23 protein-coding genes are annotated in these 24,279 nt (G+C 39.4%); 20 read left to right on the top strand and 3 right to left on the bottom strand.

What is annotated here, in order from left to right; translation table 11 throughout:
• Positions 1–22 precede the first annotated feature (22 nt).
• From IGJ45_RS13330 to IGJ45_RS13290, 9 genes are all read left to right on the top strand, one after another.
• Complete coding sequence (locus tag IGJ45_RS13330; protein ID WP_003125504.1) at positions 23–586, top strand: TIGR00730 family Rossman fold protein; 564 nt, start codon at positions 23–25, stop codon at positions 584–586.
• A 346-nt stretch (positions 587–932) separates the two neighbouring features.
• Positions 933–2,855 (top strand): BglG family transcription antiterminator, encoded by a 1,923-nt coding sequence (locus IGJ45_RS13325; RefSeq protein ID WP_156247762.1) that lies wholly within the window; start codon positions 933–935, stop codon positions 2,853–2,855.
• Between the two features lie 4 nt (positions 2,856–2,859).
• Positions 2,860–3,180, top strand: coding sequence for a PTS lactose/cellobiose transporter subunit IIA (locus IGJ45_RS13320; RefSeq protein WP_003125506.1), 321 nt, complete (start codon positions 2,860–2,862; stop codon positions 3,178–3,180).
• 25 nt (positions 3,181–3,205) lie between these two features.
• Positions 3,206–3,544: a PTS sugar transporter subunit IIB gene (locus IGJ45_RS13315; RefSeq protein WP_003125507.1), complete on the top strand. Its 339-nt coding sequence runs from the start codon at positions 3,206–3,208 to the stop codon at positions 3,542–3,544.
• Positions 3,545–3,559: 15 nt separating this feature from the next.
• Entirely contained in the window at positions 3,560–4,909 is a 1,350-nt protein-coding gene (locus IGJ45_RS13310) for a PTS sugar transporter subunit IIC (RefSeq protein WP_003125508.1), read from the top strand.
• A 233-nt stretch (positions 4,910–5,142) separates the two neighbouring features.
• The gene (locus IGJ45_RS13305) at positions 5,143–6,225 is read left to right on the top strand and encodes a M24 family metallopeptidase (protein WP_409531209.1); all 1,083 of its coding nucleotides are present in this window, start codon (positions 5,143–5,145) and stop codon (positions 6,223–6,225) included.
• Positions 6,209–7,249 carry a M42 family metallopeptidase gene (locus IGJ45_RS13300; RefSeq protein WP_252711582.1) on the top strand — a complete coding sequence of 347 codons (1,041 nt, stop codon included), beginning with the start codon at positions 6,209–6,211 and terminating at the stop codon, positions 7,247–7,249. Before IGJ45_RS13305 ends, IGJ45_RS13300 begins: the two co-directional genes overlap by 17 nt.
• Positions 7,242–8,435 carry a MalY/PatB family protein gene (locus tag IGJ45_RS13295; protein ID WP_409531702.1) on the top strand — a complete coding sequence of 398 codons (1,194 nt, stop codon included), beginning with the start codon at positions 7,242–7,244 and terminating at the stop codon, positions 8,433–8,435. Before IGJ45_RS13300 ends, IGJ45_RS13295 begins: the two co-directional genes overlap by 8 nt.
• A 512-nt stretch (positions 8,436–8,947) precedes the next feature.
• Positions 8,948–11,287, top strand: a complete 2,340-nt coding sequence (locus IGJ45_RS13290) for an HAD-IC family P-type ATPase (RefSeq protein ID WP_176333031.1) — start codon at positions 8,948–8,950, stop codon at positions 11,285–11,287.
• Between the two features lie 82 nt (positions 11,288–11,369).
• Here IGJ45_RS13290 and IGJ45_RS13285 read toward each other — a convergent pair whose 3' ends face one another.
• The gene (locus IGJ45_RS13285; protein ID WP_103300168.1) at positions 11,370–12,344 is read right to left on the bottom strand and encodes a S41 family peptidase; all 975 of its coding nucleotides are present in this window, start codon (positions 12,342–12,344) and stop codon (positions 11,370–11,372) included.
• Positions 12,345–12,586: 242 nt separating this feature from the next.
• On the opposite strand from IGJ45_RS13285, the gene IGJ45_RS13280 reads away from it, so the two are divergent.
• The 11 genes from IGJ45_RS13280 to IGJ45_RS13230 all read left to right on the top strand — a co-directional run bounded on the left by IGJ45_RS13280 (position 12,587) and on the right by IGJ45_RS13230 (position 22,684).
• Complete coding sequence (locus IGJ45_RS13280; RefSeq protein WP_003125516.1) at positions 12,587–12,799, top strand: helix-turn-helix transcriptional regulator; 213 nt, start codon at positions 12,587–12,589, stop codon at positions 12,797–12,799.
• Positions 12,796–13,380, top strand: coding sequence for a hypothetical protein (locus IGJ45_RS13275; protein ID WP_409531212.1), 585 nt, complete (start codon positions 12,796–12,798; stop codon positions 13,378–13,380). The genes IGJ45_RS13280 and IGJ45_RS13275 overlap by 4 nt, the downstream gene beginning before the upstream one ends.
• A 287-nt stretch (positions 13,381–13,667) precedes the next feature.
• Positions 13,668–14,132 carry a PTS sugar transporter subunit IIA gene (locus IGJ45_RS13270; RefSeq protein WP_005470450.1) on the top strand — a complete coding sequence of 155 codons (465 nt, stop codon included), beginning with the start codon at positions 13,668–13,670 and terminating at the stop codon, positions 14,130–14,132.
• 11 nt (positions 14,133–14,143) lie between these two features.
• Positions 14,144–14,452, top strand: a complete 309-nt coding sequence (locus IGJ45_RS13265; RefSeq protein ID WP_103300170.1) for a PTS fructose transporter subunit IIB — start codon at positions 14,144–14,146, stop codon at positions 14,450–14,452.
• A 21-nt stretch (positions 14,453–14,473) separates the two neighbouring features.
• On the top strand, positions 14,474–15,586 hold the full coding sequence (locus tag IGJ45_RS13260) for a PTS fructose transporter subunit IIC (RefSeq protein WP_223132521.1): 1,113 nt from the start codon (positions 14,474–14,476) through the stop codon (positions 15,584–15,586).
• A 34-nt stretch (positions 15,587–15,620) separates the two neighbouring features.
• Entirely contained in the window at positions 15,621–16,505 is an 885-nt protein-coding gene (locus IGJ45_RS13255) for a class II fructose-bisphosphate aldolase (protein ID WP_409531213.1), read from the top strand.
• 37 nt (positions 16,506–16,542) lie between these two features.
• Positions 16,543–18,522: a BglG family transcription antiterminator gene (locus IGJ45_RS13250; RefSeq protein ID WP_225585869.1), complete on the top strand. Its 1,980-nt coding sequence runs from the start codon at positions 16,543–16,545 to the stop codon at positions 18,520–18,522.
• Positions 18,494–19,159: an RpiB/LacA/LacB family sugar-phosphate isomerase gene (locus IGJ45_RS13245; protein ID WP_113849285.1), complete on the top strand. Its 666-nt coding sequence runs from the start codon at positions 18,494–18,496 to the stop codon at positions 19,157–19,159. Before IGJ45_RS13250 ends, IGJ45_RS13245 begins: the two co-directional genes overlap by 29 nt.
• A gap of 190 nt (positions 19,160–19,349) precedes the next feature.
• Positions 19,350–20,276 carry a LacI family DNA-binding transcriptional regulator gene (locus tag IGJ45_RS13240; protein ID WP_113849286.1) on the top strand — a complete coding sequence of 309 codons (927 nt, stop codon included), beginning with the start codon at positions 19,350–19,352 and terminating at the stop codon, positions 20,274–20,276.
• A 251-nt stretch (positions 20,277–20,527) separates the two neighbouring features.
• On the top strand, positions 20,528–21,682 hold the full coding sequence (locus tag IGJ45_RS13235; protein ID WP_225585868.1) for an EndoS/ChiA family endoglycosidase: 1,155 nt from the start codon (positions 20,528–20,530) through the stop codon (positions 21,680–21,682).
• 126 nt (positions 21,683–21,808) lie between these two features.
• Positions 21,809–22,684: an endo-beta-N-acetylglucosaminidase H gene (locus IGJ45_RS13230; protein WP_029486419.1), complete on the top strand. Its 876-nt coding sequence runs from the start codon at positions 21,809–21,811 to the stop codon at positions 22,682–22,684.
• A gap of 506 nt (positions 22,685–23,190) precedes the next feature.
• On the opposite strand, the gene IGJ45_RS13225 is transcribed toward IGJ45_RS13230, so the two are convergent.
• Both IGJ45_RS13225 and IGJ45_RS13220 read right to left on the bottom strand, forming a co-directional pair.
• Positions 23,191–23,379 (bottom strand): hypothetical protein, encoded by a 189-nt coding sequence (locus tag IGJ45_RS13225; RefSeq protein WP_003125527.1) that lies wholly within the window; start codon positions 23,377–23,379, stop codon positions 23,191–23,193.
• A gap of 183 nt (positions 23,380–23,562) precedes the next feature.
• Entirely contained in the window at positions 23,563–24,225 is a 663-nt protein-coding gene (locus IGJ45_RS13220) for a hypothetical protein (protein ID WP_409531214.1), read from the bottom strand.
• Positions 24,226–24,279: the final 54 nt, after the last annotated feature.

Raw genomic sequence — 24,279 nt, 5'->3', positions numbered from 1 at the left:
ATCGAAAGGGGATCATTTGAGAATGAATGTCGCAGTCTATTGTGGAGCAAGTATCGGAAGTTCAGAAGAATACAAGCAAATCACCAAAGAATTAGGCAGATGGCTAGGTGAAAATCAGTATAACCTTGTCTATGGAGGCGGTAATGCGGGATTGATGGGGATAATTGCCGAAACCGCTATTGAAGAAAATTGTGAAGTAACAGGCATCATACCAGAATTCTTGGTGGCACGAGAATTAGCAAAAGAGAATCTTACGTCACTAATCGTTGTCTCGAATATGCATGAAAGAAAACAAAAAATGATCGAGCTGGCTGACTTATATGTGGCATTACCAGGAGGACCGGGAACCATTGAGGAAATTACAGAAGTCATCTCTTGGGGCAGGATCGGGCAACATGCCAACCCATGTGTGCTGATCAATTTCAACGGCTTTTTTGATCCATTGAAACAACAATACCAGGCAATGGTAACAGAAGGGTTCTTGACCCAAGAAGACTTCGACAAAATTCTTTTCGCCGAATCACTTGCCGAAATCAACGCATTTGTCACTGATTTTGTGCCTCCTGCGATTAGGGTGTATAAATAGAAGTATACTTGATCAAAAATAGAAGAATCGATTCGATCAATAATGGTTCTGTATTGAACAAGCCAACAGCTTTGTAACGAGGCTTTTGGCTTGTTTTTGTATATTAGTTATCTTTTTTAGAATGCGAATGGAGTAGTTGAATGAGGCTAACAGCTGAAATGATGCAGGATCAGCAGTGTTCAGAAAAATATCGATCGATCCCGGTTATGTAAACCGAATCGTTTGCACGTAGAAGGAAGTGGTTATTCTTTTGAATCAGATTATTCTTGCATCATTTATCGGAAAAAGTTGCCATTTTAAGTAAAGGGCTTACATTGTATAGTTTATGTGAAGGCGGGAGGAAATTATGCGACAAGAAAAAATTGTTGAATACTTATATGCAAAGAAGCAAGCAATTGCTCCCAAGGCATTGGCCGCTGAATTTCAGATTTCTGAGCGGACCTTGGCTAATGATATCAAGTGGTTAAGAGATATCGGACGAACAGAAGGATTTTCAATAGAGCGGATTCGTTCGGCAGGCTATCAACTGGAAATTTCTGATAAAACAAAGTTTCTAAGGTTTTTATCTCATGCAAAACGTCAAGAAAAGATCGATAGCGGGAACCCGAAAGAACGAATTAAGAATATCGAACTTCTCCTGCTGTTTCATGAAGAATACATTACGATGCAGCAGATTTCAGAATGGTTAGAGGTAAGTCTTTCAACAGTTAAAGCAGATATCAAACAAGTCGAATTGTTTTGCAAGGACTACGGATTAACTTTATTCAGCAAAGCACATTATGGTTTGAAGATTGTCGGGACTGAAGAGAAGAAAAGACAAGCAATTCTTTATTTGATTCGCAACATTATCCATACACCCGTCCTGACGGAACGATATAAAGCTTTTCACTTCGTCTTTGATGAAGAGGCGCTACGTTCCTGTTTATCAGAAAAGTTGCAACAGCATCAACTTAAAGCGAGCGATATTGTTTTTGAGAATATCATACAGCATATTCGATTGCTTGTTTTTCGAATCACACAAAATAATACTTTAACGAATGACGAACGAACCGTAAGGACAGCAACCGATAAGTATGACCTTTTAACAGAAGATTTGGTCTCCTATTTGGAAACGGCTTATCCCATTACTTTTTCTACTATGGAAAAAAATTATTTGCATGAGCAACTGAGAGGAAAATTTTCGGTCCTTGATGATCGAACCAGTAATCAGCAATTGAAACAAGCAATTGAAAAAACACTAGAGCTTGTCGATTTACGTTACCATACACAGTTTAGAACAGATCAAGAATTAGGTAATGCCCTGTTGATGCATGTCGCTCCATTACTTCAAAGACTGTATACCGGACATCAACTAGATAATCCGATCATTGATGACATTTATACGCAATATGCCAATGTATTCAACGTTGCGATGGTGTTCATCAGTGAATTAAACAAGGACTTGGACGCAGATATCAGCAAAGATGAGATAGGCTACGTTGCTATCTATTTCGCAGCTAGTCTTGAGAAGCAGGCGAATCAGTTAATCGATGATTATAAAAAAATAGCTGTCATTTGTTCTACTGGTGGCGGTGCTTCTTATTTATTGAAAGTTAATTTAGAGCGGCTTTTCAGCAATGCTGAAGTCACCACATTTGCTTTGAACGAAGTTGATCAGATTGATAAAAGTTTTGACTTACTGATTTCCACTGTTCCTCTGGATCAGGAACAGTTTGCTATCCCTATCATCTACACAAAAACGATTTTAAATCGGGCAGAAATCAATAAAATCGAAAAAGATTTAAGCCTATTGCGGGAATCGGAAAATAAAGTATTTGATGTACACCAGTTTATTCTCAGTTTATTTGATCCTCAGTGGTTTCAAATTGATACGGAATCAGAAGATTATTTGCAACTACTAGAAAGCGAAGCGGCTCGTTTAGAAGATGGGTGGGCCGAGCAGGGATTTAAGCACAGTGTTCTTGAGAGAGAAAAAATGATCGATACCATCTATCAAAATGGTATCGCAGGACCCCATCCTATGGAGCAGGCAGCGATCAGGGAAGTCATCGATGTCATTTTGTTAAGAAAATCAATTTGGTACAGTAAAAAAGAAATCAAGGTTATTTTCTTGATCAATATCAAGAAAGATCATTTAAATCTGCATAAAGAAATCAGTCGATTGATGATCAAAATGATGGAAGACCAAGCGTTAGACAATCAACTAGCCAAAATCACGAATTTTCAAGACTTTAAGTCTTATATACAAAGTTTAATGAAAGAAGGATGAAACAATGAACGAAAAAGAAGTTGATATTTTTAAAATCATCTCTGCAGCAGGAGATTCGCGAGGAGCAGCTTTTGAAGCGCTAAGATTCGCCCGTAAAGGGGATTTTGAACAGGCAGAAGCAAAAATGAAAGAAGCCAAAGAAAGGAGTATTGATGCCCATGATGTCCAGACAAAGTTGATTACCGGTGAACTGAATGGCGAGAAAACAGAAACTAGTCTATTAATGGTTCATGCGCAGGATCATTTAATGACAAGCTTATTGGCACGCGATTTGATTGAAGAAATGATTGGTATGTTAAAGGAAAAAAGCGAAGAAAATAAGTAATCAAAAAAAGTAGGAGGAAAGAAACATGAAAATATTGCTTGTTTGTGCAGGAGGCTTCTCAACGACAATGATGATGGAGTCAATGAAAAAAGTTGTCAAAGAATCAAAAAGCTTAGATGAAAAAGACTATCCAATGGAGGCAATCGGTGTCGACAAATTGGAACGCTATATCAATGACTATGATGTCATCTTAGTTGGGCCACAATTGAGTCACAAATATGATTTCATTAAAGGGGAAGCAGATAAAGTGAACAAACCAACTGTTTTATTAACGTCGGATATCTATGGGTCCATGGATGGGGCTACGGTAATGAAACAAGCGTTGGTTGCATATCGTAAGAATGAAGCATTGAAAACTCAATAATTAGGAGTGAAAAAAATGGAAAGTCCAAAAAAACAGGGTGCTTTTGAAAAAGTAGAAGCATTTATTCGTAAAACATTGGTGCCGGTTGCTAATAAAGTTGATAGTAATGCTTACTTGACTGCGATCAAAAAAGGAATGGTCGTAATGACACCAGTGCTATTATTAGGGTCTGTTGCAGCAATTTTTCCGTCTATTCCTGAGTTCATTACTACACAGGGAGTTGCAAATTGGTTTGAAAGCTACGGTTATATTTTTGGGATTATTTCAAAAGTTTCATTAGGGTTAGTTGGTTTGTATGCAGTTCTAGCAATTTCGTATTTCTTAAGTGAACACTATAAACTTTATACAGTGGGATCAATGATGTTGTCAGCAATTGCCTTTTTGATTGTAGCAATGGATGTGGATGACAACGGCAATATCGTCGCCAGCTATCTTGATTCTAAGGGCTTATTTACTGCAATTTTCATAGCGATTATTTCGGTCAAACTCTACCAATTCTTCACGAAGCACAAGTTGGTGATCAAAATGCCAGAGGGGGTTCCGGATTTTGTTTCCAGTTCTTTCGAATTGATCACGCCCACTGCGGCTATCGGGGTTCTGTTTATTGTGATCCGTGCGGTTACCGATAGTTTATCTGGGGGTGTTCTTTTACCGCAAGTCATCATGGATATTTTAGCACCGGCTATTGGCAGTCTAGATTCGCTATGGGTGATTTATCTAGTATTAGTTTTACGGTTGGTTTTCTGGTTTTTTGGTATCCATTCAGCGGTTCTTTCCCCGATTCTTTCACCAATCGCAGTGCAATATTTGTCCGAGAACATTGCAGCGCACGAAGCGGGAGAACCATTACGCCATGTCATTACGAATGGTACCTTATCGGCCTTTGCCAACTTTACCGGTTCTGGTGTGACGATTGGCTTAGTTTTAGCAATGATCATCAGTAAGTCACAACGATACAAAAAAGTAGGGGCAGTTGCTTTACTCCCTTCCATGTTTGGTATCAATGAACCTGTGTTGTTCGGTGTGCCGATCATCTTGAATCCAGTTTTGATGATTCCATTTATCTTTGGTGGGGCATTAGTAGGAATGTTCCCAATGATTTGTATGAAACTAGGTTTACTGAACTACCCGATTTTTGATCCGCCTTATGTGCCAATATTTATGGAAGGGTTTCTCACAGGATTCGATTGGCGAGCAGTCATCATTCAAGTGATTCAAGTCGCTTTATCTTTTGGCTTATATTTGCCATTCTTCAAAGTATTGGAGAAACAAGAATTCGAGCGGGAAGCATTATTAGAAGCAGAAAAAGGCAACTCAGTCATCTCAGATGAAGATGAACAATACTTAACAGATATTGATTTCTAGCCAAAGGGGCTGGGGCATAAGTTAGAACAAGTAGCGGATAAACAATAGTGTGGGGAATCTTGTCTGGTAAATTGGGGTACTAGTCCTCTTGCAAAAGAAACCATTCTATCGGTCATCACTTATCTTGTGAACTTGTGCCCCGTTTTTACTATTCTGAGTATATTGTTTACCCTTGAGACGAGAATCAACTATTAAAGATGATTCAGGTTAGAAAAGGAATGAGGGGAAAATAGATGAGGATCGATGCATTAAGAGCAAAACTAGCGGAAAAAAAATTATCCGGACTTGTAGTCACAGATAAAACGAATCGTCGCTATCTTTGCGGATTTACGGGGTCAAACGGCTTACTACTAGTTACTGAAAATAAATTAATTTTGTTTGTGGACGGTCGTTATACAGAACAAGCGTCTCAACAAACAACTGGTGTGGAAATTTGTGAGATCCCGATTGGAAGTCATTTGATCGAAGTAATGCGACCATTTATTGCAGGAATGAAGGTAGGTTTTGAGGCGGAAACCATTTCCTATCAGACTTTTACTGAACTTCACTTTTTAATGAAGGAGGCCAATGGTCAGCTAATCGCCACCAAAAACATGGTGGAAAGTTTAAGAATGATCAAATCATCTAAAGAAATTTGTGCCCTCAGACAGGCGGCGCAGATTGCCGATCAAACATTAGAACGGATCATGCCAATGATTCGAGTAGGGATGACAGAACTAGACTTAGCGAATGAACTCGATTATCGTAGCAAGAAATTAGGTAGCGAAGGCCCGGCTTTTGAAACAATCGTCGCTTCTGGAGAGCGTACCGCGTTGCCTCATGCCCATGCTAGTCAGAAAAAACTTGAAGCGAATGAGCTGATCATGATTGACTTTGGAACGATCTACGACGGGTATTATTCGGATATCACACGGACGATAGGCTTTGGCGAAGTAAAACCCGAGATTCGAGAAACTTATGAGATCCTATTGGCAGCTCAAAAATCAGCTGTTCAAAAGGTTTCTTTCAATAAAACGTTAGGAGAGATTGATCAAGTTGCAAGACAAGCACTGAGGAAAGAGGGCCTTGAGGATCATTTTAGTCATAATTTGGGACATGGCATTGGTCTTTCTTGTCATGAATATCCGGCCCTAGCACCCCAAAATGAGTTGCCAATTCAAGCCAATATGACGTTCACAATTGAGCCAGGAGTCTATTTCCCGAAAGAAAAATTCGGTATTCGCATCGAGGACGATGTATTAGTAAATGATCTGGGGAATGCTGAACTTTTGACGAAATTCAGTAAGGAGTGGATAACCATTGATTGCAACCGATAAATTATTAATGCGTCTTTCTAATTTAGATGCACTGCCTGGTCAAGAGTCTCAAGTGCAAGAGGTGCTGATGACGATCATTGATTCGAATGGTATCAAAGATTCATTTGGAAACCTCTATTTTGGAGATTTGACAACAAAAAAGAAAAAAATCGCACTCTATGCCCATATGGATGAAGTCGGTTTTTTTGTCCACCGTATCACAGAGGAAGGCTTTGTCTACTTCTATCCGATTGGTGGATGGTGGGGGCATGTCATTTTGGGGCAGCAAGTGCGAGCAACTTGTCGTAAAAACGGCTCTATCATAGAAGGTGTGGTGGGAACACTACCAAAATCAACGCATGCAATGTCGGAAGTAGTACCAATCAGTGAGATGTATATAGATTTTGGGGCCAAATCAAAACTTGAATTGGAAGCTGCTGGTTTGCAGATTGGTGATATGATTTTGCCAAATACTCAAGCCAAGAAAAGTTTTAATCAGCAGAAGATTATTGGTAAAGCATTGGACAATCGTGTTGCCTGTACGATCATGGCTCAGATCAAAAATCAGATTAAAACGCAACATGTCGAAATCATTGGTGTGGGGACTGTTCAAGAAGAGGCTGGGACACGAGGATCGAAAGTTGCCGCGCAGCAAGTAGATGCCGATATCAATATCGTTATTGATGTAGCCAATGGGAAAGATACGCCAAAAGCTGCGGACTATCCTAATCGTATTCAAGGCAAAGGTCCAGGTCTTGTTCTGGCCGATAAAACCGCATTAGGAAATATAAAGCTGTTGGATTACTGCAAGGAAGTTGCTGAAAGCAATCAAATTCCTTGGCAATATGATTTGTTAGCCGGAGGTGGAACGGATGCTGGTTCGGTTCAGTTAGAGGCCGGTAAACCAACCCTAGTCTTTTGCGTGCCGGTTCGCTATTGCCATTCGTGGCATTCCATCGTGGACATCAATGACGTTGAAGCGACGATCGAGTTGATTTCTGCGGTTATTCGTTCATTGGATGAAGGAGGGATCGATCTTGAGTAACTTTAAAGAACAGCGCTCTCGCTACGGCACGTATTCGACCCAGTGGGATTATGTCCAAGATCGTTTCGGAGAAAAAGGGCTATTGCCCTTCTCAATCTCAGATATGGATTTTATGATCCCTGATGGAACCAAAGAAGTATTGGCTAAAGCTGTGACTAGAGGTTTTTTTGGTTATACTCGCTGGAATCATCTTGATTATAAGCAGAGCATCAGCCATTGGTTTTTGCAGGAATTTGATTGTACGATTGATCCAAACTGGTGTGTCTACTCGCCAAGTGTCATTTATAGCTTATCTCTTTGCATCCAACTATTAAGTCGAAAAGGAGACAAAGTAGTAACATTTACCCCGTGTTATGATGCTTTTTATCATTGTATCGCCGGTAACGAACGGGAGTTGATCCCATTTTCCTTAACCAATGATGGGGAACGGTTTACGGTTGATTTTGATGCTTTAGCCAACGTATTTGCTATCGAAAAACCAGCAATTTTTCTGCTATGCAATCCGCACAATCCAACTGGCCGAGTGTTCACTGATCAAGAACTATCCAACTTGGTTTCGCTATGCCAAATGCATAACATCGCTATCTTGAGTGATGAGATCCATATGGATGTCCGGCGCCCAGGAGAAAAACATCGACCTATCTTAGAATTTATTGATTCGATAGAGGTGCCTGCAGTTTTGCTATCCTCCGCATCAAAGACGTTCAACACGCCAGGACTGGGTGGCTCTTATGCTATCTTTTTGGATGAAAAATTACGAGAAAGATTTTTGACGATATTGAAAGCAAGAGATGGTCTATCGTCGATTCCATATCCTGCACTACTAGCGACAATGGACTGTTATCGGAATCAAAAGAAATGGGCCGTTGAACTCAATCAAACAATCGACGAGAACTTTTTCGAAGCAAAGAAGATACTGTCTGCTGATCCGCGAATTCATTTCACTATTCCAGAAGCAACCTACTTAGGCTGGATCAACATAAAAGATTTACCTTATAGTATGGATGAATTGCAAAGTGTTCTGGTAAAACAAGAAAGAATCGCGATCATGAATGGTGAGGTTTATGGACCAGAAGGTAAGACTTACCTGCGGTTTAATCTAGGTGCACCAAAAGAGAAAATCATTGCTGGGTTGGAAGGTCTCATGCATGCCATTGACTCTTTGGATCAGAAACATTTGAATTAGTCAGAGCGTCATAGGATACTTGTGAATGAAAATTTACTGATCAAAAAAACGGAAATCATTAAAGGCTCAAAAACTTTTTATCAAAGTTTTTGAGCCTTTTTTGTCGAAGCGTGTTCTTTTAACTTTCATTCCAACCCTTTAGAATTTCTAAAGATAAAAAACAACCCGCAAAAAAGATGATACCTCTCTAGTTATTTATTTTAGCAGAAAGGGATTACGAGTATCGTTGATAGAACAAGGTTGCTGAATGTTCAAGTACTAAACAAACGAGGTCAGAAAGGAACATTATGCCAAAGCGTGACAGTGAAGTGACAAAAATGAAACGCCAAGCAGCAGCATATTATGCTATATTTTACACAATTAGGTCATCTTTTATGAGAGGATAAATTATTCTTTAGACTATAAAAAATAAAAGTTCCGCAAAAACCAACCGGAAGTCCTATAGATTAACCAGCCATTCTTACGTAAGATGGAATGGGAGTATGACAAATGATAAGAAGAAAGGGTGAGACATCATCGAAAACAAACATGGATTAACCTCAGCAGAGGTAAAAGCACGGATTCAACGGGGAGAAGTCAACAAATCAAAGAAAGATAAGACGAATTCGTATCCAAAAATCATTTTTACAAATGTTTTTACTTTTTTTAATCTGATCAACAGCCTCCTCTTTTTCTTAGTGGCATTAACTGGTTCTTATCAGAATGGCTTATTCGTTTTTGTCGTTTTTAGTAATGTGATCATTAACATGTTTCAAGAAATCCGTTCGAAGCGAACCCTTGATAAACTGGCGCTGTTAAAAGTTGCCAAAGTCAATGTGTATCGTGATGGCAATTTAGAAACATTGCCGATCCATAAATTAGTCCTAGATGACATTCTGTTATTGAAGAATGGTGACCAAGTTCCGGCAGATGCCAAGGTCATCGAAGGTTCATTGGAAGTGAATGAATCGCTATTGACAGGAGAAATGGATAGCATCAGTAAAGAACCTGATGCTGAACTGTTTTCAGGCAGCTTTGTCACAGCCGGTGAGGCACTTTGCCAAGTCATCCACGTCGGCGAAGAAAATTATATTGAAAAAATCAATAAGGAAGCGAAAACGATCAAGCGACAAAAATACTTGATTCAAGGAAGTCTGAACAAAGTCATTCGCTGGATCAGTATGATTCTGATTCCATTGTGTACGTTGTTATTCCTTAAACAATATTTTATTACACATGCCTCTTTCAACAAAGCCATTTTGCGAACTGTCGCCGCAGCTGTAGGAATGTTTCCAGAAGGATTATTTTTACTGACGAGTGTGACCTTAACCATCAGTGCCGTCTATCTGGCACGAAAAAAAGTCTTGGTGCAAGAGCTTAACTGTATCGATGCGTTAGCACGAGTGGATGTTCTTTGCTTAGATAAAACGGGAACGATCACAGAAGGACAAATGACAGTAGAGAAAGTGATCCCTTTTACCTCAGAAGAAGAAATGACAGAGATCACGCAAAATCTACTGGCACATTTACCGGACAAGAACCCAACGGCCATGGCATTAAGAGACTTCTTTCCAGAGAAGGAAACGTATGCGATGCAGCATGTCGTGCCTTTTTCTTCGGAACGAAAATTCAGTTGTGTTTCTTTTGAAGGAAAAGGGACCTACTTTATTGGTGCGGCCTCTATTCTTTTATCCAACGAGCATGCCCCTGTTTTAAAACAAGAACGAGCGCTGGCTGAACAAGGGTATCGGGTCATTGTATTGGCACATAGCCCTCAGACTTGCGAAAATCATGAGTTGCCTGCAACGATTGAACCTTTAGGATTTTTCTTATTATCGGATACGGTCCGATCAGATGCCAAAGCTACTCTAGAGTATTTCAGATCCCAAGCCATTCAGTGCAAGATCATCTCTGGCGATGATCCGGTCACGGTTAGTCAAATCGCCAAAAAAGTCAATCTTCCCGGAGCGTCTGATTATATCGATGTTTCGACGCTTACCTCCGAAGAACTGAAAGAGGCAGTCGGCAACTATCAGATTTTTGGTAGAGTGACTCCACAGCAAAAAAAAGAAATGGTCATTTATTTAAAAGAAATGAATCATACGGTTGCTATGACAGGAGATGGGGTCAACGATGTCCTAGCTCTTAAAGAAGCCGATTGCTCGATCGCAATGGCATCAGGAGTCGATGCAGCAAGACAAGTGGCAAATTTAGTTCTGCTGGAAAACCAGTTTTCGGCGCTGCCTTCGGTACTGGATGAAGGGAGAAGAGTCATCAATAATATTACCCGCTCAGGGTCGCTCGTTTTGGTTCAAGTGCTTTTCTCCATCTTGATCACTATGGGAACACTGTTATCGGGGACCGCTTATCCTTTTGAACCGATCCAACTTACGATCATCAATGCTTGTTTTGTAGGCATTCCTACCTTTTTGTTGAATTTCGAACCGGATTTCAATCGGATCAAAGGCGCCTTTTTGTCTACTATTTTCAAAAATGCCTTCCCGGCTTCGCTGTCAATCGCAATTGGAACATTACTTATTATTAATATCGGGCACTTGTTCGGCAGCAGTGGTCAAGCTTTATCGATCATGTGTGTGATTTTTACTGCATGGAATTACATCTTGATCCAGCGGAAAATTTATCCGCCAAACAGCAAGTACCGAACATTTGTCTTCTTCGGCACACAGCTTCTCTACTTTATCGCATTGATTGTCGGAAGAGATCTATTTAATCTCGGCAATACGACCTATATCAATTTGATTTTGTTGGTCGCATTACTCAACTATTCCGTCTTTATCCAACGATTAGCGAGCAAACTGGTCCATCGTGTTTTTCGGCGCTATGCTAAAAAAGGTGTCCTTCAAAAATCCTAACTTGAAAACAGCGCTAGTGAAGGCGCTGAGATAGAGTAGATCAGAATCTAAGGATTTAGTAAGGCTTTTCTCAAATTGCTGGTTAATGAATGGATTTAAGCCATTTTAGTGCAGCATCTTCCGGGTGGTCAGTTATGACATCAGGAAGAATTGGCTTTTCTTCATACAGTATCCCATTGGAACCTTTGATTTTTGCACCTGCTAAGGACAAAGCGTATTTTCCATAAAGAGGAATCATTGAAACCCCTGTGGCATAACCAGCTGTTTCTTCTCCAAAAGAGGAAACATGGTCTTGTCCTAAAAGAGCAACCAGTAGAACTTCAGCTGAACTAGCAGTCTGATGATCTGTTAAGACAGCAATAGGCAAGTGATGAAAGTTTAAGTTAGTTGGTAGACTTAAATTATCTTCTTCAAAACATATTTTCCCGTCTTTCTTGAAGACGGGGATTTTTTTGTTAGGAGAAGTAAATTCGAATAGTTTACCTTCTTTAAAGAAAGGAGCGCATGCCCCTAACATAGGCATCATATTGCCACCGGTATTCCCTCGTAGATCAATAATGACACCTTTGGGATCAGATATCTTGGAAAGTTGTTCGAGTGCTGTAGTAACGTAAGTGTGCACATTTTCTTCATCACTAGCAGGAAATGAAGGCAAAATGAGGGTCACAATGTTGTCTTCTGCCAAGATTCTAGGGAAAGTAAGCAGAGCTGGATTGAAAAGTGGCGCTTTATCCTCTTGGACTTCAATAATAGCTGAATGATCACCACCAGCTTCCTTTATGGCTTCATTGAGCATGGGCACAACATCATCAAACGTATCGTCTTTTTTGACTTGAGCTAGATAGTTTGGTATTTCTTTCTCAAATCCTGTCTCTTTTGCATATACTCCATAATTCTCCATAATTGTTAATGCATCTTTTGTTAATCGATAGACGGAAGGTGGAATCATATAGATCGGTTTATTAAAAAGTGCGAGTCCGATCTGTAGTCCAAAGAAATGGATCGACAGTCCTAAAATTGCACCGACGGAAAAAAGAGCGATTAATACTTTCTTCATCTCGTACACTCCAATCAATTTTTTATAGGTGGGATTCATTCATTTTAACAGATTATATTGTCAAAATAGAATGATAAGTTATTTTGTTACTAATGAGGGGCTATATCTAACATTTGAAGGAATAAGTTTGTATTTGGAGGATAGATTGGATTTTATCGAAAATCGGAAATGTAAAGGAATCTTTACACAAGCTGTGAAATAGGGTAACTTCTATGTAAAGGAAACTTGACAGGAGTGAGAAGATGCCAGTCATCAATCGTTTAAGAAGCATACGTGAGGAACAAGGATTATCACAAGGCGAATTAGCAGCGATTATGGGCGTTTCTCGTCAAACGATCAACGCCATCGAAACCCACAAATACAATCCTTCATTAGAGTTGGCATTACGGATTGCTCATTATTTTAAATTATCAGTGGAGGAGCTGTTTAAATTGACTGGAGGCACAAACGAATGAAAAACAAGTGGGCAAGTATTTTTGAGAAAGTATTACACGTGCTGTGGGTAGCAGCAAATTTGATTTTCTTTACCTGGGTAGGCTATTGGTTTATTGGAGTCTTATTTATTCTTGGCTTTTATCTCTTGTATGGATTACTTCTTCGATCAGTGAGTAGAATGGAAAAAGAGTCTTATGATGAACGGCAGAATCAGTTGAAAAGCAATAGCTATAAGTGGGGATTGAAAGTTGGATTTATATTATTATTTACTATGCCGGGTTTTTTCAGTAATCCTAGTGATTTCGCTTTTTTTGTCATGGGGATCGTAGGTAGTGTGATAGTGGGCTATCAAATGTTGAGTGGCAGTTTTTTTGGACACAATGCAAGGAAGGGAGAAGTCTATACTATCTTGAGCGTCTTTCTTTTTATCGGTGCAGGAGGTACGTTTCTTTACTGCCGCGACATGGTCATTGGTTCACAGAAGCTAGTTGCAGCGGGGAGAATCACCATTGATTCCGGGTTTTGGCTTGTTTTAGCCAGTTTAGTGATTGGCCTAACGGGCTGGATGTATGTGTTTAAGGAAAGAGCAAATAGGGCTTAGAATTATACTATTATACTTAGGGTACCTATTTCCTTGGCTTATGTTCTTCTCCATCAATAATTAATTTTATAATATTAGAAATCTACTAACCCGAAAAGTCCAAAAAATCTTGGGCTTTTATTTTTATCTATAAATTTTTTTACTTATAAATGCCCAGGTCTTATTATCTGAAAGTCATGATTGAACAGCAAAGAAAAAAATTCCACAATGCTCTTCCCAATTTCTTTAAAAGCGCTTTCTTTTTTTCTGTTATTCTTAGTGTAATAAGAGATGGAAGGAGCGAAAGAATGGAAACAGTCAATGAAAATCAAACAATATTTGATCGGAATGTTATTGATCTAAATATGAAAGCCAGCACAAAAGACGAAGTGATTCGTGAATTAGCTACTCTATTGTACAAAGAAAATTATCTCAGCAAACTTGACGATTTTATTGCCTCTGTATACGAGCGTGAGGCAGAAGGGATCACAGGAATGGGGAATAACGTGGCAATTCCCCATGGGAAATCAGATTCGGTCATGCGAGCTGGAATCGCAATCGGTAAAACAAACAAAATGATCCACTGGGAATCTTACGATAATCAACCAGTTAATTTTTTCTTTTTGTTTGCGGTTCCGGACGATGTATCTGGTGCAAAATTACACCTGCAATTGTTGAGTAAGGTTGCAGCAAAATTAAGTGATGATGAACTATTAAATCGATTAAAAATAACCCACTCAGTTGATGAGGTTATCGATCGATTAAAGATTTAAGGAGGAAGAAAATGAAAATAGTTGGAATCACTGCTTGTACAGCAGGAATCGCGCATACGTATATTGCAAAGGAAAAAATTGAGAAAGCTGCCATAAAAGCTGGGGATGATGTGAAAATTGAGACGCAAGGTTCGATTGGGGTAGAAAATGAATTAACTGAAAAAGATATTCGTGAAGCAGATATCGTGTTGCTAGCTACGGATATTGGCGTATCTCGGGAACGATTCAAAGGGAAAAAAGTCATTGACATTCCCATAGCAATGATCATGAAATCACCAGAAGGTGTAATCAAGAAAATTCATGAAAAATTAGGCTTATGATCAAGGAAAGGAGTAGCATACATGAAGGGGAAATTTGAGGTAAAGAAACACGTAATGACAGGAATTTCGTATATGATTCCGATCATTGTAGCCGGTGGTATTTTGGGGGCACTAGCAAAAGGGTTTGGCGGATACAATATTGGAGATTTAGTTCAACCGGGAGTCACGCCGTTTTCTGAGATGGATCCTTATACGTGGACAGGTTTTTGGTGGGGAGTCAACAAGCTGAGTTCCTATGCCATGGCCTTTGCGGTTGCGGTTATGGCTGCTGGCACCGCCTATTCCATTGCTGGACGGCCAGCTATTGTACCAGCACTTATTTTAGGATATACCGCTAATGAAACAAAAGCCGGATTTTTAGGGGGCTTGCTGGTCGCTTTTGTGATTGGTTATGGTGTGAATTGGGTGAAAAAATGGAAAGTACCAAGTTGGATGCAAGGCTTGATGCCGGTCTTGGTTATCCCAGTAATAGTTACTTTAGTTAGTGGGATGTTGTTTCTAATGATTTTCTCGCCACCGTTAGCTTTCATTATGGATAGATTCCAACAATGGATCATTGCGCTGAATGGCGGAGCAAAGTCTGTGATCGGTGGGGTAATCGGTGCCTGCATGGGATTTGATTTAGGCGGTCCTATCAATAAAACTGCTTCACTGGCAGCCAATGCATTAGGAGCAGATGGAATCAACGGTCCAATGGCGGCTAAACTAGTTGGAGGGATGACACCGCCAATCGGGGCATTCATTGCCACTTTGTTAGCCAAAAAAAAATTTGCACAAGCACAAATCGATACCGCTAAAGCTGCTTTTCCAATGGGGTTATGTTTTATAACCGAAGGTGTACTGCCATTTGCGGCAGCAGATCCAGTTCGTTTCATCATCAGCTCCGTATTAGGATCCGCAACTGCTGGAGCAATAGCGGTAGGATCTGGCGTGGAATCAGTTGCGGCTCATGGCGGTATTTTTGTGATACCAATGATGACGAATCCATTAATGTTCGTTGTAGCTCTGGTGATCGGTTCAGTTGTTACCGGCGTTGTCTATGCGGTCATCAAACGTGAAACGGTAGCAGAAACTGAAACAGTAGAAAACAGTGAAGCAGACGATTTCGATTTTGACATTACTTTAGAAGAATAAGAAACGCGATCATATGAAGAAGAGGGGTACAACAATGTTAGTAAGTATGAAATCAATTTTAGAAGATGCCAATAAAAATTATTATGGTGTGATGGCGATGAATAGTATCAATATTGAAATGGCGCGTGCAGGAATCGAAGCAGCCGCAGAACAGCGTTCACCGATCATCATTCAATTCGGTCCTGGTCAAATGAAAAATCATGCACATAAAGAAGAAATGATTCCATTGATCAAGGAACTGGCAACCAGAGTTACTATTCCTGTTGCGTTGAATCTAGATCACGGCATGGACTTCCAAGTCATTGCTGAATGTATCAATCAAGGCTTTACAAATGTCATGTTTGACGGTTCAAGCCTGTCTTATGAAGAAAACTTGCAAAAGACGGCAATGGTCTGCAGTCTTGCACATAGTGTTGGCTGTTCTGTTGAAGCAGAATTAGGACATGTAGGACAAGCGCTGAACGAAGATGATGCAAATATGGATCTTTACACAAATCCTGAACAAGCATTACACTTTGTTCAAAAAACAGATGTTGATGCTCTAGCTGTTGCGATTGGTACCGCACATGGCAACTACCCCAAAGGGAAAATACCACAACTAGACTTTGAGCGTTTAGCAGAGTTAAAAGAAACGTTGCAGATGCCATTAGTGCTTCATGGAGGAAGTGGTTGCGGGAAAGCCAATTTAAGAAAAGCAGTTTCTTTAGGAATCAATAAAATCAATGTGGCTACAGATGCGTTCACTGTTGCAAAAGAAGCCATAATGAGAGAACTAAAAAAAGACGAGCAAACGGATTATATGCATTTATGTATGGCTGCTGAAGCAGGAGTGAAGCAATTTGTGAAAGATTACATTGAGGTAATCGGCTCAAAGGATCGTTATATTTTCGGCGAGGTTACTTACACGGGTCATGAATAGTTGATGAAAGGCAGAATCTGATAGGAGGGCTTTGGATTTGATAAAAGACAAATTAGTAAAGAGAGAGATCTTACGTTTTCTTCAGAAAAATCCGGAGACCTCTATCAAAAAAATAGCTGAATATGTTGGCAAATCTGAAAAATCGATTCGGAGGAAAATCGCCCAAATCGATGATTTGTTGGTAGAAAATAAACTTGGACGAATTGATACGAAGCCTGGTAGAGGGATCTTATTTGTGCTCTATCCAAATAAGCAAAACCAGTTATTAAAACATTTCAGTGATTTTTCTATACCTGAAGGAATTTCCCAAAATGATGAATGGACATTAATTTGTTTGCTGTTGGAAAGGGCGAGTAATCACTTTATCACTCAAGTAGAATTAGCTGAAAAATTATATGTCAGTATACCTACTTTCAGAAAACTAATGAGTCATGTGAAAGAATGGTTTGCTGATCATCATATTATGATTCAAACGATTCCCGGAAAAGGACTTACTTTGGTAGGTGATGAATATTCAAAACGGGTAGCGATTCGAGATGCGATCCTTCTGCAAGAAGATGAAAAACAAACTGTTGTTTTGCAACGATTTGCCAGAGGAATATCTGTTGAAGAAATCTCTGAGATTATTCGAAAAGCAGAAAGTGATTGGAAAATCAAATTTTCTAATACCTCATTTATCAAAATACGAATCATGCTGATTTTGAGCGTTGGAAGATTTTCTTATGCCTCTGATATGCCAACGATTGATGATTTTGAAAGAGAATACACCAATGAATATAGTTTTGTTGAAACCCTTTATCGTGGATTAGAAAAAAGAGGATTCGGAACATTCAATGAGGTAGATAAAAGAATACTTACTGCGGAAATTCTTGTATCAAATAAATTGCGCTGGAAGGATTCGGCAGCACTCACTAATTTAAAAAATCAGTATGATAACGATTTGCTTGAATTTGTTCATACAATCATTTCATCTATTTCAGAAATTTTGCAACAGCCATTGACGGAAGACAAAATTTTGGAAGAAGAACTGACAAACCATCTTCGTTCTGCTATTTTTCGAATGAAATACGGGCACAAAAATTCATCTGAATTGACCCGAGACTTGAAAAAACTCTATGGTCGCGTCTTTTTGAGCGTTTGGTCAACAAGTCAATTATTTGAGGACTACTATAATGTACAGTTAACCGAAGATGAGATTGCTTACATCGTTTTGTATATCGAAGCCGCTATATTGAGAAATCAAAGTCAAGTTGATGCTTATTTAGTAACGGATCGAGGCCGTTCCCAAAGTTTGTTTGCCACTGAATATATTAAAAAAAATATTCCAGAAATCAAAGAGATTCATATTATACGAGAAGAAGAAATTGACTCTACCAGAAAAGATGTCCTTTATTTAACGATGGTTCCAGTAGATTCGGTCACTGCAGTTCCGATTTCTTATCTTCCTTCAAACAAAGATCTTGTGAATATTCGAACGGCTCTTTCTCGTTGGGGAATTGTACCTGGATCAATCTCTATTTTTTCCGATGCATCCAAGCCGTTGCTGGATCCAAGATTGATCTTCGTAAATCAAACATATACAAACAAAGAAGAAGTCGTGACATTTTTATCCAATCAACTAGAAAGTTTAGGGTTTGTATCGCCAAATTTCTATCTGACGGTTTGGAAAAGGGAACAAAAGACAACTACCTGTATCGGTCATCATACAGCGATTCCACATGGAAGTATGACAGAAGTATTTGAACCTAAAGTAGCAATAATGGTTTTGAATGAACCAATTCTTTGGTACGAGGATGAAATGGTGGACACGGTCTTTTTACTGGCCACTAGAATGCAGACCCCGATTGAAATTAGACAGAACAAACATTTTTATCGGGAATTAACCGATTTCACAGAAAACGACTCACTAATGGCCGCTTTTAAAACGAAAAAAAACGCTTTGGCAGCTTTCAATTATCTTTTTTTAAAAATAAATGAGGTGGAAAAGAATGAAAATCGCACTTTTGAACGAATTTAGTCAGGCAGCAAAGAATCCAATTATCCTAAATGAATTGACAACAATCGGCAACAAATATGGTCATGAGGTTTATAATGTTGGCATGAGTGAACCTTTATTATCAGAAGATCTGCCAGAAGCTTACAGCAAAGACAATCCACGTTTGACTTATATTCATTTAGGTATTCAAGCGGCACTGCTGCTTGATTCAGGAGCGATTGATTTTATTGTGACTGGCTGCGGCACTGGACAAGGCGCATTAATGTCTCTAAATGCCTATCCCGGTGTGATATGCGGGTATTGTATCGAACCAACCGACGCATATCTTTTTTTGCAAATCAATAATGGTAATGCCCTGTCTTTGCCTTATGCTAAAGGATTCGGCTGGGGCGCAGAGCTAAACCTGGAAACAATCTTCGACCGTGCTTTTGGTTCTAACAAAGGAAATGGGTATCCTAAAGAACGGAAAGCATCACAAAATCACAATGCAGAAATATTGAATGAAGTAAAACAGGTGATGGCAAAACCACTACTGTCAGGTTTGAAAGCACTGGATCCAGCTTTGGTTCGCACCGCGTTAACCCCACGTTTTTTGGAATGTTTTGACGCTGGCTGCCAAAATCCTTCTATAAAAGCCTTTGTAGAAAAAATGAGATAGGAATGAAGAAGAGTAATCAACAACCCGAAGTAGGGAGAACTACTTCGGGTTGTTTGTCTATCACTTATGTTAGAGAAATCTTCCTTTTCATCCCCACAATCTGTCTTTATATTCCTTTTATGGTAGACTACAACTAGACAGAGGAAGATAAAGCAGCAGTGAAAATACATAGCATAAGGAGCAACTGTTTATGGCAACGATTCGAGATATTGCAAGAATGACTGGTTATTCCATCACTACGGTTTCCCGGGTTATCAACGGCCATCCGTATGTGGAAGAACAAAAGCGTCAAACCATTTTAGCCATGATGAAAGAACTGAACTATAAGCCGAATAAGATCGCTCAGAAACTAAGCTCAGGAAAAACATTCAATGTGGGAGTCATCGTACCATTTGTCAACCATCCCTTCTTCGATAGAATACTAAATGGCATTATGGAAGAAGCATTTGCGCAACAATATAAGGTGACGCTTTTACCAACTAATTTCGATAAATCCTTGGAGAAGGACTATTTAGAAGAGTTCGCTGCCAAAGGGTTCGATGGATTGATTGTCATCACTCGTGCCAACCATATTGAGACATTTCGCCCCTATCTTGAAAATGGTCCTATCGTTTTTTGCGAAGATGCCAGCGGAACGGATGTCCCATTTGTAACGATCGATCAAGTTGGCTCAGTGACAGCCAGCATCCTTTATCTTAAAGAACAAGGCGTTAAACGGTTAGGCTTGACTCTTGGCCGCAGCAAACGACTCAGCTGTAATTCGATCAATACGATCGCTAAAGCAAAGGAGCTCTTTCCCGGGTTTTCAGAAGAGGACATTTTTTGGGATTGTATCAAAGCAGAAGATGGCGAGGCTGCGGCTGTTTTTTTCAAAGACCGGGGCGTTGACGGGATCATTACCAATGGAGATGAAATCGCAGCGACAATATTATCTCAATATGGGGAAAGAAAAGCACCTCTGATTATCGGTCAAGAAAACTTACTGATCAGTCGATTACTGAACTTTTCAACCGTTGAATTCCATTTGCACCTCTGTGGACAAGAAGCGTTCCGTCTATTCCAGGAACGGAGTAGGGAACAAATCGTTTTACCGTTTGAATTGCTTGTTCGCAGTTAAGCAATGCTCTAAAAAGTGTTATCAAAATCACCATTCTTTTTTAGGAGACTGCCGTTTTGCAAGAAAAGGATAAGAAAGCCCTCATGAGAATAGAGGGCTTCTTTTGTTGCTATTTTTTAGTGCATTCTTTTTTTACTTTAAAGAAAAATCTTTAATTTGTTATGAAATACCTATAATTTGTTCCTAGATATTTCATTAAGTAAGCGCTAACATAAAGTGTATCAAATTTTATTCTGAAAGGATGGATGTTGATGAAAAAAGTCGTTTTGGGATTGTTTGCCGCTAGTTCGTTGTTGCTTTGTGGGTTTTTGTTTGGGGTTGAGGGATCTGCCACGACTGTTGAGAAATCGGAAAAAACATTTATGGTCTATTACCGCACATGGAGAGATCAAAGTATTCCATCTGAACAAAATAATCAGATCCGAATGACAGATATTCCTTATGGTATTGATGTGGTCAATGTGTTCCACGCAAATGTGAGTGATGCAGATAGTAAAGTCTTTTTTGATGAAGTCGCCAATGTTTATGCACCAGAATTACACAAGCGAGGAACAAAGCTTGTACGAGGATTAGATTATCGCGAACTATTGAAAGTTCCTACAACGCAGAGCCAACCAACAGCAAAAGAATTTGACGATTATGCAAAGCAGCTTTTAGATAAATATATGACACCAGGAATTGATGGCCTTGATTTTGATATGGAAAGTACTTATACTACCAGTCAACTGAAAATCGCCCATGGGGTGATCGAGGCCCTCTCAAACTATATTGGACCGAAGTCAGACACAGATACACTGCTGATTTATGATACTGTAGATATCTTTTCCCTAGAGCCATTTACTCCTGTTTCATCAGCGTTCAGTTTTTTGGGTGCACAGCAATATGGATCGAATGCCACGCGGGCGGAGTCTTCATGGAACAACACGTTCTCAAAGACAGGTATCGAACGATCTCAGTATTTAGTCGGTCTCTCGTTTCCTGAAGAACGTACCAATCAAACATGGGGAGATACCCGTGAACCTTATGAGTCCAGCAATCTCTATAGTGTCGCAAATTATGTCCGTACAACTGAAACTGGAGGCATGTTTCTTTATGCGATTGACCGCGATGGTATCCAAGGAAGAAACGATCAGTTGTTGAAGACGGACTTTCTCTGGACAAAAACGGCGATTTTGGAATCAAAAGGTTACTCTTTGGCGGAGTCTCAAGCTTTTGCTAAACATTATCTTGCTAGAAAGAACGACCAGTTTTCCGATCGCCAAGTTCAAGAATTAAGTCAACAAATCGAACGTGCCACTTCTCATTATGAAGTGAATCGAGTGTTTTTGGCTGCTAAGTATGAAGAAGCGGTCAGCCCTGAATATGACCCATTGAAAGAAGCTGCGCTTATGGCAGCAGAACAATAGACTCTATGCAAAAAAAATCTTCGTAAATGATGTGTAAATATCTGATTATTATAGGAGGCGTTGACAGTGAACAATAAGAATCAACTAGCAGTGAAACCATCTCGAAGATTCACAGTTGCTTTTGTGATGATGGTTCTTTTAAGTCTCTTTTCTTTGGCCGCACCGGTTTTAGAAGCTCAGGCTGCCGATCAAGTCACACCGAAAACAGTGATGTATGTTGAAGTCAATGACAACGAATTTAGAAACATTGGGAAATATACGCTAGCCGGAACGGACAAACCTGCAATCGACATCGGGATCATTTTTGCTGCGAATATCAATTATGATCCAGCGACAAAGCAAGCCTATCTTCATTTAAATGAGCAAGTACAAAAAACACTAGCCGAAAAGGAAACCCAGATCAAACCGTTACAAGCACGAGGCACAAAAGTTCTCTTATCGATATTAGGAAATCACCAAGGAGCTGGTTTTGCAAATTTCACAGATTATGCCAGTGCTGATGCGTTTGCTGCGGAGCTAGAACAAGTGGTGAAAACGTATGGTTTAGACGGAATCGATTTTGATGATGAGTATGCAGAATACGGGAAAAATGGGACACCTCAACCAAATGATCAGTCATTCATTTGGCTTATTCAAGCATTGAGAAATCGTCTTGGGACAGATAAGCTGATCACACTATATAATATTGGTCCCGCTGCCGAGAATTCAATGTATAATGAAAATGTTTCAAAGACGATCGATTATAGCTGGAATCCATATTATGGCTCTTGGCAGGTTCCTTACTTTGTTGGAATGGGGGCCGACCGTTTAGGACCAGCGGCTGTAGAAGTAGGAAGAAACCAAGCGCAAAGCATTCAATATGCTAAACGGACGAAGGCTGAAAATTACGGGATTTTCCTAATGTATAATCTTCGCAGCACCAACTCTGCCGATTATCTTTCAGGAATCACACAGGAATTGTATGGAAAGAAGACTGTATATACAGAGACTATTCCAAACTAGAAGGATTCAAATCAAAATGAGAAATGTGTCATAGATAACGACTGTGGGGGACGCTTCAACAAGAAGTGCCTTCGCAGTTTTTTTATTCGAGGATAGGATTATCAGCAGATCTCCGTAGCTGGAAATTTATCAACAAAAGTAGAAGAAATGTTTTTTTATTGGGAGATTTGAGGGAAATAGAATAGTAAATCTTTGTTTTGCTCAGCAATAAGACCACTTGAAATTCGTAGAAGAATGGCTTACCATTGTTCTGTAGTTCCGAAAAACAAACAAGGAAGAAGTACCAGGCAAGAGCACTTGGGGAAGATTCTCTTGGGGGAAGCCTGATACATCTCCTGTTTTTTTATTTTAACATTATTTGCAAATAATGTAGAGAGATATTGAATAAATAAAATAAAAATACTTTATACATTTTGGTGTTTCAACGAAGCAACACTAATTGGGCTGCCTTTTTTCTGTCTTGGGGATCCTGTACCTAAAATCAGTTTCCTCAGTCTCTGAAAGTTTTATCCCACCAATGATGCAGTTTTGATTGAAAAGTTGCAAAGTTTCGCAACTCCTGTTTCAGAAGTACCTTGAATCAACACTGTAGCTGTATTTTCGTAAACATGAATAACGCTAACATCTTGTAAACCACTAAAGCCAATAACCTTTGCCTGATAGTCTTGACCAGGAAACACTTGATATTTTTCCATGTTTGCTCTCCTTTTTTATTTTAATTTATTCTTATTTCAAAAGAATAATAAGTAAAAAGCATAAAAAAGTAAAGGAAAACGATTTAAAGGAGACAACTAAGATTTTGCTGTTCATTTTGTTCTTTTAAAAATGTATTGAAGGGGATACTCAAAGCCAATGTAGTTTTCTTAGGAGAACTTAAGTTATTTAATTATCAAGTAAATTAAGTAGGCATTTGGCAAGGTTTTCAAGTTATCTGGTGCTAGATTATTTGCCATATCATCATAGATTTTTAATCCATCATTTCCTTCTGCTAAATAAAGCAGTGGGACTTTTTTATTTTTCTCGAGTTTCACTTTGCCGTTTTTGATAGTAGTCACAGCACCAAATTGTCTGTCTTCCTGTGTAAGGGGAAAGTCATAGTCGGAAAGATCGGTGACTGTTTGTGACATGGCGCCATTGGAGAATAACTTCACCAATAAATGATTCTGCCCTTCCGCAATACCAAAGTTTAAATAGCCACTGATGGAAACATCTTGTTCATAAGTCAAAGAAGCAACTGATTCCTGAGTACTTAATTCACCTTTGCGATAGTGATCAAAATAGACTGTTAATGAGGTTGCCGTGGTGTTGAATTTTAGTTGCGAACCATATGCCAGTAGCAAACTCGTCAAATCTGGTTCATTTTCTAGTTGAACAAGCTGACCATCAGGGACACCAGCTATTTTGCTACCCTGAAAAGGCCAGTAATTGAAGTGATTCAAGAACAGACCCAACACTACAACAATCAAGGTAGGGAAGAGGATGAAAACAAGACGTTTTGGCTTGCACGATTTATGGGTTGTTGGCTTTTCAGATAGCTGCATGTTGATTCGCTCCTTTTAAGTTGATCTTTCTTCTTTGATTTTCTCACAGTATAG

This window comes from Enterococcus sp. DIV0574 (assembly GCF_051711125.1).
GTDB lineage: Bacteria > Bacillota > Bacilli > Lactobacillales > Enterococcaceae > Enterococcus_D > Enterococcus_D gallinarum.
This window is presented reverse-complemented; position numbering and strand designations above follow the sequence as displayed.